The organism is Corallococcus sp. AB038B, from assembly GCF_003668955.1.
Lineage (GTDB): Bacteria > Myxococcota > Myxococcia > Myxococcales > Myxococcaceae > Corallococcus > Corallococcus exiguus.
On sequence record NZ_RAWO01000004.1, the window covers coordinates 75,359 to 88,412 of the forward strand.

Annotated in this window: 10 protein-coding genes; 9 read left to right on the forward strand and 1 reads right to left on the reverse strand. The window is 68.7% G+C overall.

Annotated elements, in window-relative coordinates; all coding sequences use genetic code 11:
* Window positions 1–95 precede the first annotated feature (95 nt).
* The 6 genes from D7Y04_RS19605 (at window position 96) to D7Y04_RS19630 (ending at window position 5,869) form a co-directional block, all read left to right on the forward strand.
* The gene (locus D7Y04_RS19605) at window positions 96–878 is read left to right on the forward strand and encodes an SDR family oxidoreductase (RefSeq protein ID WP_120594416.1); all 783 of its coding nucleotides are present in this window, start codon (window positions 96–98) and stop codon (window positions 876–878) included.
* Window positions 879–941: 63 nt separating this feature from the next.
* On the forward strand, window positions 942–1,973 hold the full coding sequence (locus tag D7Y04_RS19610) for a CsgG/HfaB family protein (RefSeq protein ID WP_233601505.1): 1,032 nt from the start codon (window positions 942–944) through the stop codon (window positions 1,971–1,973).
* Between the two features lie 17 nt (window positions 1,974–1,990).
* Entirely contained in the window at window positions 1,991–3,133 is a 1,143-nt protein-coding gene (locus tag D7Y04_RS19615; RefSeq protein WP_121760301.1) for a lipopolysaccharide assembly protein LapB, read from the forward strand.
* A gap of 2 nt (window positions 3,134–3,135) precedes the next feature.
* On the forward strand, window positions 3,136–4,464 hold the full coding sequence (locus D7Y04_RS19620; protein ID WP_121760302.1) for an AHH domain-containing protein: 1,329 nt from the start codon (window positions 3,136–3,138) through the stop codon (window positions 4,462–4,464).
* 15 nt (window positions 4,465–4,479) lie between these two features.
* Window positions 4,480–5,046: an imm11 family protein gene (locus tag D7Y04_RS19625; RefSeq protein WP_120594420.1), complete on the forward strand. Its 567-nt coding sequence runs from the start codon at window positions 4,480–4,482 to the stop codon at window positions 5,044–5,046.
* A gap of 37 nt (window positions 5,047–5,083) precedes the next feature.
* The gene (locus D7Y04_RS19630; protein WP_121760303.1) at window positions 5,084–5,869 is read left to right on the forward strand and encodes a hypothetical protein; all 786 of its coding nucleotides are present in this window, start codon (window positions 5,084–5,086) and stop codon (window positions 5,867–5,869) included.
* Window positions 5,870–5,919: 50 nt separating this feature from the next.
* On the opposite strand, the gene lexA is transcribed toward D7Y04_RS19630, so the two are convergent.
* Window positions 5,920–6,588, reverse strand: a complete 669-nt coding sequence (gene lexA, locus D7Y04_RS19635; protein ID WP_120565881.1) for a transcriptional repressor LexA — start codon at window positions 6,586–6,588, stop codon at window positions 5,920–5,922.
* 196 nt (window positions 6,589–6,784) lie between these two features.
* Between lexA and D7Y04_RS19640 the strand changes: the two genes are divergently transcribed.
* The 3 genes from D7Y04_RS19640 to D7Y04_RS19650 are packed head-to-tail and all read left to right on the forward strand — an operon-like array spanning window position 6,785 to window position 12,938.
* Complete coding sequence (locus D7Y04_RS19640; RefSeq protein ID WP_121760304.1) at window positions 6,785–10,123, forward strand: response regulator; 3,339 nt, start codon at window positions 6,785–6,787, stop codon at window positions 10,121–10,123.
* The gene (locus tag D7Y04_RS19645) at window positions 10,120–11,958 is read left to right on the forward strand and encodes a sensor histidine kinase (RefSeq protein WP_121760305.1); all 1,839 of its coding nucleotides are present in this window, start codon (window positions 10,120–10,122) and stop codon (window positions 11,956–11,958) included. Before D7Y04_RS19640 ends, D7Y04_RS19645 begins: the two co-directional genes overlap by 4 nt.
* A gap of 32 nt (window positions 11,959–11,990) precedes the next feature.
* Window positions 11,991–12,938 (forward strand): FecR domain-containing protein, encoded by a 948-nt coding sequence (locus D7Y04_RS19650; RefSeq protein ID WP_121760306.1) that lies wholly within the window; start codon window positions 11,991–11,993, stop codon window positions 12,936–12,938.
* Window positions 12,939–13,054 lie beyond the last annotated feature (116 nt).

The window sequence follows — 13,054 nt, forward strand, 5'->3', positions numbered from 1 at the left end:
TGGCCGTGGATCCCCAGGGGCAACCGCTTTGTGCGCGGGCTCGGGGCCTTCTGCTCGCGGAGTGCTGCTATATCGGCCCGCCGGGAGGCATCACCATGTCGCGGAAAGTGGCGCTCATCACCGGCGCGTCGGCGGGTCTCGGAGTGCAGTTCGCGGAGCAGTTCGCGAAGGACGGGCACGACGTCATCCTCGTCGCGCGCGGCGTGGCGAAGCTGGAGGAACTGGCCCGCAAGCTGGAGCAGGCGCACGGCGTGAAGGCGCACGTGCTGCCCGCGGACCTGGGACAGGCTTCCGCGCCGGAGCAGCTCTTCGCGCGCGTGCAGGAGCTGGGGCTCGCGGTGGACTTCCTCGTCAACAACGCGGGGTTCGGTTCCTCCGGGCCGTTCCTGGAGCAGGACCTGGGACGCGAGGCGGAGATGGTGGAGGTCAACTGCGCCGCGCTGCTCAAGCTCACGCACCTGTTCGCGCGGCCCATGCGCGAGCGCAAGCAGGGGCGCATCCTCAACATCGCGTCCACCGCGGGCTTCCAGCCGGGGCCGTACATGGCCACGTACTACGCGACGAAGGCGTTCGTGCTGTCGTTCACGGAGGCGCTCGCGGTCGAGCTGGAGGGCACGGGCGTGACGGCGACCTGCCACTGTCCGGGTGCCACGAAGACGGAGTTCGCCGGGCGCGCTGGCAACGCGGAGTCGCGCCTGTTCAAGCGGCCGGGCGTGGCGGAAGCGCCCGAGGTCGCGGGCCATGCCTACGCGGCGATGATGAAGGGACGGGTGGTCTCCATCCACGGCCTGCTCAACTGGCTGGCGGCCTTCTCGGTGCGGGTCAGCCCGCGCGTCGTGGTGCGTTCCATCGCGGCGAAGCTCAACCAGCAGGAGTGAGCGGGCAGGGAATCAGCCACGGAAGGCCTGGGCGCCGGCCGGGAGGAGGGTAGAGTGTCGGCCGTGTCCCGCCTCCCCCGGCTCTTCATCGCGTGCTTTGTATCGCTGGCGTCGCCTGTCTTCGCCCAGGAGGCTGCGTCCGTCGCCGAGCCGCTCACGGTGGCGGTCCTGCCCCTGGCGGCCAACGCGGCGGGGAAGGATGCCGCGGAGGGCATCACGTTGCTCCTCTCCGGCCGGCTCGCGGAGTCGCCCCGGCTGCGCGTGCTGTCCCAGCGAGAGCTCCAACAACGGGTCGGCACTGAGCGCCAGCTGGAGCTGGTGGACAGCGCCCCTTGCGAGAAGGGCGAATGCGTCCAGGAGCTGTCCTCGCTGACGGGGGCGCGCTACGTCCTCACGGGGCGGTTGGATCGCTTCGGGGGGCAGTACCTCCTCGACGCGAGCCTCGTGGACACGCGGGATGGCCGCACCCTCGCGCGGCCGCGCACGGAGGCCTCCGAGGACGGCGAGCTCCTGCGCGCGGTCGTCGCCGTATCCGACGAGCTGAGCGTCGCGCTGGAGTCGCCCGGTGAGGTCGTTCCGGCCCGGCCGCTCCTGGGCGGAGCGGTCGCGTCGTCGCCGGGGGGCGGGCTTACGCTGGGTCTGCGCTTCAACAACAGCTTCATCGACAAGGTGTCGTCGTTGAATCCCGGCCTGGACCTGGAGGTGGGCTACTGGTTCCACCCGGAATGGCAGGGCTTCGTCCAGGTCGGCTTCACCTGGGTGCATGCGGGTGGCACCGAAGAGGGTGAGCTCAACGTGCTGCCCAGCATCGTGGGGGCGCGGCACTACCACCGCCTGGAGAAGGACCTGCGGCCGTACTGGGGCTTCGGCCTGGGCGTGCAGTTGTCGTTCGGCGACTACGGCATCTTCCAGAGTACGGGGCCGCTGCCGTCCGTCGTGGGATTCGTGGGGTTGGAGTACCTGCTGGCGGGCCACGTGGGCTTCCAGTTGGAGCTGGGAACGAACATCGCGCAGGCGGTGCTGGGGCTCGCGGACGACGGCGCGGGCGACGGCCTCAACTTCGATGTCAACGCCGGCATCGCGTATCACTTCTGAGTCTTCCGGAGCCTTCCATGTCCTCGCGTCTGCGTGCCCTGCCGCTCATCGCCCTGCTGGCCTCCGGGGCCTGCACTGAAACGCCGAAGCTCGACCCGAAGGACCAGGCGGAAGGGCTCTACCTCCAGGGCAACTCCGAGTACCTCAAGGGCAACTTCGACGCCGCGCTCAAGTCCTTCGACGAGATGAAGACGTTGACGCCCGCGGATCCACGCCTGCCCGCAGCGAGGGGCGAGGTGCTCCTGTCGATGAGCCGGTTGGAGGAGGCCGAGAAGGAGTTCGAGGTGGCGCTGCGGTTGGATGCGAAGCGCTCCACCAACTGGAGCCGGCTGGGGTTCATCCAGGCGCAACTGGGCAAGAAGAACGAAGCGCGGCAGTCGCTGCAGAAGGCGCTGGCGCTGCATGCGAAGGACTTCAACGCGCTGGAGCAACTGGGCGAGCTGGCCGAGGAGCGCGGAGACCACGACGAGGCGGTGCGCGACTTCACGCAGGCGGCCGAGGCCGCGCCGGACGCGTCGAAGGCCGACCTGCTGGTGCGGGCGGTGGACGTGCTGACGCAGCAGGGGCGGCAGGACGAGGTGCTCGGGCTGTTGCGGAAGGTGACGGGGCAGGGCGTGCGCACGCCGGAGGTGCTGACGGCGTTGGGAGACGCGGAGGTGCGAGCGGGCCGGTTGCCGGAAGCGGCGGCGGCGTACGAAGAGGCCGCGAAGAAGTCGCCCAAGGATCCGACGCTCTGGGAGCTGGTGGCGGAGATCCAGCTCAAGCTGGGCAAGCGCGAGGAAGCGCTGAAGGCCTACGGCGAGTCCCTGAAGGTGAAGGACCGCGCCATCGTGCACGTGGCGCTCGCGAGAGCGCACCTGGCGACGGATGCCCGAGCGGCGGCGGAAGGGGAGCTGCAGAAGGCTCTTGAGACGGTGTCGGGCGCGGACATCGGGGAGATGCAGGAGCTGGCGGACCTGCTCACGGTGATGGGGCGCAAGCAGGACGCCCTGCGCATCCTGACGAGCCTGGGCTCGGAGCCGGGGCACGCGAGTAACACGGAGCTGCAGTTGTCCACCGCGAGGCTCGCGCGGGACTTGAAGGACACGGCCACCGTGCAGGCCGCGTGCGCCCGGGTGGCCGCGGCGGCGACGGATGGTGGCGTGGTGAAGTGCCCGTAGGAATGCGTCGTGGGGGGCTTTGCCTGCTGTTGCTGGTCATCCTGACTGGCTGCGCGTCCGGCCGGGTCGTGCGCCTGGATACGGGGCGTGGGGACCCGGTTGTCGTGACGCCCCAGGTGGAAGAGGAGGCTCCGCTGGAGGACGCGGAGCTGACGAAGGGCGAGTTCAAGAGGGCTGTTTCCGAGCTCGCGCGGGAGGTGCGTCCGTTCGCGCATCCGCTGCGAGACGCGCGGACGTTGTTCGGCATGCCCGAACGCAGTGGCGTGTTCGGGTACGAGGCGACCACGCATCGGATCCGTCCCCTGGGGGAAGCGGAAGCGCGGGAACTGCACCTGCTCGACGATGCGTCGGCGGAACTGACGCGTGCCTACGGCCGATGGTGCGAGCGCAAGAAGCAGGGACGGGACTGCCTGTCGTTGCTGGAGGAGGGGCCGCTGCTCGGAAGCGACGGGCGGTATGCGCTGGCCCTGGCATTGGCGATGGACTCGGTGTGGGAGGAGACGGCGGAGGCACTGCGGGGTGTGGTGAATCCGCAAGCGGTCCTGGCCACCGTGACGGCCTCGGTCACGGTGTATCTGCTGCTGTGGTCGTTGCCCGAACCCGTGTCCAAGGGACTCGCGGCGCTGATGACCGCGACGGCCATCGCGTATCTGGGCGTAGACACGGTGTGGGGGCTGCTGGACGGGTGGTTGACGCTGGTGAAGCAGGCGGATCGCGCGCTGACGTTCGACGATTTGCGCGAAGCAGGGGAGGGCTACGGGAAGGTGCTGGGGAAGAACGCCGCACGGGTCTTCGTGATGCTGGCCACCGCAGCGGTGGGCAACACGGTGGGACTCGCGGCGAAAACTCCGATGCTCCCGGGCTCAGCGCAGGCCGCGATCGCGGTAGAGGCCCAAGCTGGCTACTCCTACGCGGGCATGGGTGGCGTGCGGTCCGTGGCCATGACCGCGGATGGCTTCACCATCGCGCTGGCGCCCAACGCGGTCGCCATGTCGTCACGAGGTGACAGCCAGAAGCACCACCTCGCGACCATCAGGAACAACGTTTCCACGCAGCGCGGAGGACCGTGGACGCCCCGCTTCCAGCGCATCTTCAAAAAGGCTGGGATGGAACTGAAGGACCTGGAGAACGTTGTCGAAGTACCGGGACATCGCGGCCCCCATCCTCAGCGCTACCATCAGCTCGTGATGGTACGACTCAACAGCGCCACCGCGAATTGCCGGAAGGTTGAAGACTGCCGTGCGGCATTGATCCGAGCCCTTGAAATCCTGGCCAGGGACGTCAAGAAGCCTGGCTCCGAGCTCAACCTGCTCATCACACGAGGCGGCTGAAATCCTGGAGTGCCAATGACACTTCGCTACTTCGAGCTGTCTGAAGACGTCCAGGCCGGAACCTGGTACCTCGGCGACCCCGTCGATGAGCAGGGCCGAGAGGTCGAAGACCCCTGGCAGTTCCGGGCAGGTCGTCCGTTGTCGGTCACGGGCCGGTTGACCATGCCCATTGATCAGCAGGGGCGTGCGCTGGACTTCTCGACTGCGGGAGTCGGACTGGCGCCCGTTGTCCACGTCCAGGTGGCATCCGTCTTCGCGGAACTCGCCCCCGCGGATGTCCAGTTCATTCCCGTCCGCATCAAGGGCATGCCGGACCAGTACGTCATCCTCGTGGCCACGAAGTGCATCCTCTGCATTGATGAGCAGGCGTCCGCAGTCCAGTTCTGGACCGCCGAAGACGGACTGCCAGAGAAGGTTGGGACGTACTACGCCGTGGATGATCTTCACATCGACGTGAAAAAGGTCGGCACCACGAAGGTGTTTCGGACCGAGGGCTGGAAAATCGCCCTCATCGTCTCCGAGGACATCAAGCTCGCGCTCGAGCGCATCCTCGCCACGGGAATGCGGTTCACCGAAGTCTGATTGTCATGCCGTGACGGAGCGCCGAGGGGGAAGAACCATGATGCGGTGGTGCCATCTGCTGGTCCTGGGGCTGACGCTGGCGTGCGCCGAGCGGCCACCTCCGCCCGTGCCCCGGACCTGGCCGCGCTCCCAGAACTCTGGGTTCGGCACCGTGACGTCGGTGGAACGCGTGCGCATCACCCAAGGCTTTCAGGTCCTCCGCGGTGAAACGCAAGAAGAGGTCACCGTTCACGAAGGGCTGTTGATCAAGCTCCAGGGCCTGAGCCCGGTGGAGTTCATGCCCAGGGCCCTCATGCCACCCTCGCTGGTGCTGGGGGACACCTTCGCGGAGATGATCACCGGGCCCACCGGCTCCGGGCCCACCGTGCTCCTCACGGAAGCGCCCCCTCCTGGAACCGAGGTCGGGCTTTGGATGACCCGTCCTTGGGAAGGCCCGACCCTGCGTGGGGCTGAATTCAAGAACGCGCAGACTCGCGAACTGGGTCCCAAGGGCAGTGGGGTGAACATCCAGACCCCGTCCGCCGACGCCCCCGTTTCCTCCTACCTCTCATTGGGAGTGCTCAAGGAGGAGGTCCGGGGTCGCAGGTCCATGAACGGCGTCCATGCACCCGAACTCTGCGCCAGCATCAACGTCGCCTGCGGCTTCAAGGACACCGCGTTCGGCCGCATCGACTGCGGCGTGTGTCCCCACGGACAGACCTGCACCGCGGACAACACCTGCTGCACGCCCGCGACCTGCGCCTCGCTGGGCCGCTCCTGCGGAAGTGTGGTGCCGGACGGCTGCGGCTACTCACTCGACTGCGGCGCCTGTCCCGTCCGCTGACACCTCCCGCCCGGGCTCACGTTGCCTGGGCGGAAGTGCCACGAACTGCTTTACGTCCGGCCGCCCTGCAGCTTCCGGTACACGCCCACGACCTGCCCCAGGATCATCGTGGAGCGGAAGTCCGTGCGGTTCACGTAGATGGGCTGCATCGTCGCGTTCGCCGGCTGGAAGCGGATGCGGTCCTGCTCCGGGTAGTAGCGCTTCACCGTGGCCTCGTCCTCGATGAGCGCCACCACGATTTCACCCGGCTGCGCCGACGGCGTCTTCTTCACGAAGAGGTAGTCCCCGTCGTGGATGCCGTCGTCGATCATCGACTGGCCCTTGACGCGGAGCGCGAACACCTCCCGGCCGTTCACCCCGCCCAGGAGGAAGCTGTCGATCTTGACCGAGTCCTCCATGTGCTCCTGCGCCAGCGCCGGCGCACCCGCCGCCACCTTGCCCAGGAGGGGAATCTCAACCATGCCGGACTCCCGGCTCTTCATCCCCAGGCCCAGGAGCAGCCTCGCCCGCTTGGTGGGCACCAGCGAGCGGCTCTGCTGCTCGCCGCGGGTCAGGTAGCCCTTTCGCTCCAGGGCCTTCAGGTGGTCGTTCACCCCGTTGGTCGACCGGATGTCCATGTGCTCCCCAATCTCCCGGATGGTCGGGGGGAAGCCTCGGACCTCCGACTCCTTCACGATGAAGGTCAGGATTTCGCGCTGGCGCTCCGTGAGCTCTTCCATGGCCGCACTCCTTCGCTCGGTCGCCCGCCTGCTCTGGCGGTGATGGGCAACAGAATTTCAGTGCCCCATGCTCCCTGAACATACGTGTAGAGTCAATCTGTTCAGTACCCCCACCCATACCCGCCGTGCTGCCCCCCGCCCGACCTTCTCGCGGCTTGAGGAGGTGCGTTGATCTCGGCGTACACTTGGCGCCGCCGTGTCCGACCTCCGCCACACGCTGCTCTTCGTCGATGACGAGGCCGACGTCCTGGACATCCTCAGCCGGATGTTCCAGCGACGTTACCGCGTCCTCACCGCTCCCCACGGCAAGGCAGCCCTGGAAATCCTGCGTACTGAGTCCGTGGACGTGCTCGTCACGGACCAGCGCATGCCGGAGATGACAGGCATCGACCTGGTCAACGCCGCCAGGGCGGAGGGCCTCGACGTCACCACGTTGCTGCTCACCGCCTACACGGATCCGCAGGACATCATCGCGGCCATCAACCAGGGCCAGGTGTACCGCTACGTCACCAAGCCCTGGGACGTGAACGACCTGCTCATCACCGTGAAGAACGCGGTGGAGTTCGCGCAGCTCAAGAAGGACAAGGAGAAGCTCATCCGCCAGCTGCACCAGCGGGTGGAGGCCCTCTTCGTCCTCTATGAGGTCAGCCGCGCCAGCGCGAACGACCCGGCCAGCTACGACGCCATCATCGACCGCGTGCTCACCGCCGTGGCCCGCGTGCTGCCGTACGACTGCGGCGCGGCCCTCATCGCGCCGGACGGGCAGCGGGGCGCCACGCTGCGCCTGCGCTGCGTGGGCAACGTGGGCGAAGAGGCGCTGCTGGGCGTCAAGGAGTCCATGCTCGGCGCGTACCGCAAGAGCAGCGGACTGACGCTGCCGGAGGACCGGGTCATCACCCGCGTCACCGGCACCACCACCAAGGACTCCGCGTCCCCCGTCGTCTACCCCAACCAGCTCACGGTGAACCTCACCGCCGCTGGGAAGCCCGTGGGCATGCTGTCGCTGTTCTCCCACCGCGCGGACGCGTTCACGGAGGACGACGGGCTCTTGCTGGACGTGCTCGCCAACCAGACGGCGGACGCCATCCAGTCGCTGCGCTCCGCGGAGGAAGAGGCCCGCCACCGCATGGAGCGCATGGTCGCGTCCATGGCGGACGGCGTGGTGCTCACCGACGAGAAGAACGACATCGTGGTGATGAACCCCGCGGCCCGTCGCATCCTGCACGCGGGGGAGGAAGGGGAGGGGCCCTCCAACCGGCTCCTGGAGGAGCGCCTGGGCTTCCAGCCGTTCCAGCTGGTCCGCAACCTGGAGTACAGCGGCCACCAGGTGCTGCGCGAGGACGTGAAGCTCTTCGAGCGCACCGTGCAGACCACCGTGACGCCCGTCAACGACGCGCGCGGAACCCTGCGCGGCGTGTGCGTGGTGCTGCGCGACATCACCGACCAGAAGCGGCTGGAGGAGCGCAAGGACACCTTCGTCTCCATGGTGAGCCACGAGCTGCGCACGCCGCTCACCTCCATCACCGGCGCCCTGGACCTGGTGCTCAACCGGATGGCCGGGGACATCAACGAGCGGCAGCACCGCTACCTGTCGCTGGCCAAGGACTCCGCGGAGAAGCTCAACAGCATCGTGGATGACCTGCTGGACCTGTCGAAGTACGCGCAGGGCCGGCTGAAGATGAGCTTCGAGCGCATCTACCTGGAGGAGCTCGTCCAGCGGGTGGTGGAGAAGTACGGGCCCGCCTTCGCGGAGAAGCGCATCCGCGTGGTGCCCCTGCTGCCGCAGCACCCGCTGCGCGCCATGGTGGACCCCAACCGCGTGAACCAGGTGCTCAACAACCTGCTCAACAACGCGGTGAAGTTCACGCCGGACGGCGGCGAGGTGCGCGTGGAGCTGCGCGCCACGTCCAGCCTGCCCGGCTACGTGGTGCTCTCCTGCTGGAACAGTGGCGACCCCATTCCGGAAGAGAGCCTGGAGCGCATCTTCGACCGCTTCGAGCAGGCCCGCACCCAGGCGAACCGCACCGTGCGCGGCACCGGCCTGGGCCTGCCCATCTGCCGCAACATCGTGGAGGCCCACGGCGGACGCATCTGGTCCGAGCCGTCCCACAACGGCGTGCGCTTCATCGCCGTGCTCCCCACGGAGCCGCCCCAGGATGTGCTGTCGCAGGCGACCGTGGACACGCTCCTGCCGTCGCCGCAGCCCATCCGCGCGGACTCGCGCGGCAAGGTGCTCATCATCGAGGGTGAGCCCGAGGTGGGCCACATCATGAAGGCGCTGCTCGGCGCCCGGGGCTACCGCGTGCGCCTGGCGGGCTCCGCGGAAGAAGGACTCTCCGCCGCTCGCAACCTCCACCCGGACGTGGTGCTGGTGTCGGTGCGGCTGCCGGACGTGGACGGCCTGCGCCTGGCGGAGATCCTCCGGAATGATCCGGAGACGCGCCGCGCGCCGCTGCTGCTCACCTCCGCGTTCGACGAGCGCCAGCGCGCCTTCCGTGCCGGCGCGGACGCGTTCCTCGTGCGCCCCCTGGCTGGCGACAAGCTGCTGGCCACGGTGGACTCGCTGGCGCGGGGCCGCGCCGGGGCACAGCACGGTCGCGTGCTGGTGGTGGATGACGACGCGAAGATCGCCTCCATCTGCCGCGAGGTCCTGGAGGGCCTGGGCTTCGAGGTCGGCGTCGCGCACACCGTGGAGGAGGGCCGGCGTTCCCTGCGCGAGCGCAGGCCGGACGCGGTGCTGCTGGACGTCACGCTGCCGGACGGCGACGGGTTCGCGTTCCTGGAGGAGATCAAGGCCGAGCGCGCCAGTGGCCACATCTCCGTCATCTTCATCTCCGCTCGCACGGAGACGTCGTCCAAGGTCCGCGCGCTGAAGCTGGGCGGAGACGACTACATCACCAAGCCCTTCGACGCGCTGGAGCTGGGCGCGCGCGTGGAGAGCATGCTGCGGCGCAAGGAGCAGGAGCTGTCCTCGTCGCCCACCACGCAGCTGCCGGGCTCCACCGCCATCGAGCGGGAGGTGCAGCGCCGGTTGGCCGCGCGCCAGCCGTTCGCGTTCTGCTACCTGGACCTGGACAACCTCAAGGCCTACAACGACTACTACGGCTTCGCGAAGGCGGACGGCGTGGTGCGCCAGACGGGCGACCTGATGCGGGAGGTCTTCCAGCAGGAAGGCGTCCCGGGGGACTTCCTGGGCCACGTGGCCGGCGACGACTTCGTCTTCATCACCTCCGTGGAGTCCGTGGACCGGGTGTGCCAGCGGGCCATCGAGCAGTTCGACCGCATCATCCCGCTCTACTACGACCGGCAGGACCGGGAGCGCGGCCACATCGAGGCGGAGGACCGCTTCGGGGAGAAGCGCGAGTTCCCCATCATGAGCGTGTCCGTGGTGGCGGTGATGACGGACGGCGTGGCGCATGACCACGCGGAGCTGGCGCGTCGGGCCGCGGACATGAAGAAGCGGGCCAAGGCGATTCCCGGCTCTGTCTTCCTGCGCAGCGACTTAGAGCGCGTGGTCCGGTCCGTCACCGGATGAGGCTCTACCAGCAGCTCGTCCTCTTCATGCTCGCCGCGACGGTGCTGCCCCTGGCCATCGTCGGCTTCCTGCTGCTGTCGCGCTCGGAGCACGCGCTGGCCCAGCGCATCGACGAGCAGCAGCGCGCGCTCGCATCAGCCACCGCCGAGGCCGTGGAGGCGAGCCTGATGGAGGTCGTCAACGGCCTCGCTCGCTCCGCGGAGCTCTTGCCCTGGGAGCGCGCCACGCCCGAAGAGGTGCGCGGCATGCTGATGCTCCTGTATGGCCAGTCCACCTCGGTGAGCGCGGTCATCCAGGCGGACGCGAACGGGCAGCCCCTGGGGCCCGCCGTGTTCCGGAGCGCGGAGCCGTTGGAGCGCCATCCCGCCTTCGACGCCGCGAACGTCCGTCAGCTGGCGCACGCGGTGCCGGTGGAGAACTTCCGGGACGGGGGCAAGGGCCAGGCGGCGCTGGGCAGCGCGTATGTGCACCCGGGCTCGGGCGTGGCCGCCGTGGCGGTGGCGGTGAAGCTGGGGGCCTCCGAGGACGCGCCCTACGCCATCGCGGAGCTCGTCTTCACGCAGCTGGAGGCGCTGCTCGCGCGGCGCGCGAATGAAGGACAGCGGCTGGACGTGGTCGACTCCGAGGGGCGCGTCGTGGCCAGCTCCCAGGCCGCTCGTCGCATGGCGGCGCTGGAGCCGGAGCTTCGCACCGCGCTGGAGTCCGCCCTGGGCGCGGAAGGCGGGCGCAGCTTCCAGCTGAAGGACCCCGCGCGCCGGGTGAGCGTGGCGTGGGTGAACACGCTGGAGATGGGCGTCGTCGTGACGGAGGACGAGGCCCTGGCGCTGACGCCCGTGCGGGAGCTGCGCACCACGGTGCTCGCGTCCGTGGCGGGCGCGCTGGTGGTGCTCCTGGCGCTGGGCGCGCTCTTCACCCGGCGGCTGGACCGGCGGCTCGCGGACGTGGTGCAGGGCGCGGAGGCCTATGGCCGAGGAGAGCTGGAGCGCCGCCTTCGCGTGGAGGGCCAGGACGAGTTGAGCGAGCTGGCGTCCACCTTCAACCGCATGGGCGCTGAGCTGGAGGCGTCTCGCTCGCGGCTGATGAGCTGGAACGACGATTTGCGTGTCCGGGTGGAGGAGGCCACGGCGGACCTTCGCGCGGCGCAGCTGCAACTGGTGGAGGCGCAGAAGCTGGCGGCGGTGGGCCAGCTGGGCGCGGGCGTGGCGCACGAAATCAACAACCCGCTGGCCGGCATCCTGGGCAACGTGCAGCTGCTGCTCCTGGACCGCGAGGCGGATGACGTGGACTTCGAAACGCTGCGCAAGATCGAGCAGAGCGCCAAGCGCTGCAAGGACATCACCCAGAACCTGCTGCGCTTCTCCCAGCAGCGCGAGCGCCCGGACCTGCGGCCCATCGACCTGAACGCGGTGGTTCGCGACGCGCTGAGCCTCACGGAGAACCAGACGCGCGGGGAGGGCATCGAGCTGGTGACGGAGCTGAGCGTGGAGGTGCCTCGCGTGAAGGCGGACCCCGGGCACCTGTCTCAGGTGGTGCTGGCGCTCTTGTCCAACGCGCGCACCGCGATGCTGAAGACGCCGGTGAAGCGGCTCACCCTGCGCACCGGCGAGCGCGACGGGATGTGCATCCTGGAGGTGGAGGACACCGGCAGGGGCATCGCGGAGAACATCCGGCCGCGCATCTTCGAGCCCTTCTTCACCACCAAGGACATCTGGTCCAATGTGGGCCTGGGACTGAGCGTCGCGTGGCGCATCGTCACGGAGGCCGGGGGGACGCTGGAGGTCCGCTCGGAAGAAGGGCAGGGAGCCCGGTTCACCGTGGTGCTGCCCCGGGCATGAAGCCCGCCGCGTGTGGTAGCTAGGACCTTCGCATGGCTGCTTCCCCATCCCACAGGCGACAGGCTCCGTTCCTCATCGGGCTCGTGCTCATCCTGGCCGCGCTGCCGGTGGGCTGGTTCGTCTTCCTGCGGGAGCCTCCCGCGCCGCTGCCTCCGTCCGAGCCACCTCGCCGCGTCGTCACGGATGCGGAGGCGAAGAAGGCCGTGGAGCTGGTGCTGAGCTCCTTCGAAGGAACCGTGGACGTGAAGCACGGCGAGGCCGGGACGTGGGAGCCCGCCAGCAAGGACATGGCGCTGCGTCCCACGGACGTGGTGCGCACCGGCCGCGGATCCTGGGCGGTGCTGCTCAACGGCGAGTCCGTGGAGCTGCGCATGGAGGCCGAGACGGAGATCTCCGTGGAGGAGATTTCGAACGAGCTGTCGAAGGTGATGCTGAGCAGCGGCCTTGCCACCGCCACCGTGCGAGGCCGTTCCAACGTGCGCCATACCTTCGTCCTGAAGGCGAAGAACGGCGACGCGGAGGCCAGCACCTCGCAGGGTACCTTCACCATGAGCAACAACGGCAAGGGCACCGTGAGCGTGGGCACGCGGGAGGGCGACGTGAAGCTGACCGGCAAGGAGGGCAAGTACGTCATCGTCCGCGCCGGCCAGCGGTCCATCGTCCGCCCCGGTCAGGCCCCTACCGCACCGGATCCCATCCCCAGCTCCGTGTTCATGAAGATGGAGTGGCCCAAGGGCAAGAAGCTCCGTGAAGCGAAACTCACTGTCACCGGCCATGCGGATCCGGGTGCCCGGGTGATGATGGGCGGCGTCATCGTGCCCACCGACGCGGACGGAGGGTTCACGCTCAACCTTGACCTCCAGGAAGGCTCCAACGCCGTTCAGGTGACCGCCGTGGGGGTGGGCGGCGCTCCCAAGGAGGAGACGCGCGAACTGGTTCTGGACACGCGGCCGATCATCGAGACCGAGAATCCCTGGTGAACCGATGGGCGCTCCCCGCCCTGATCCGCCGGGGGGAGCGCCAGATCCTGTGAGGCAAGACCCACCTCGTGGGTGAGCCGGCGTGGAGGAATCGTCCCCGGGCTGAAAGCGGGCTC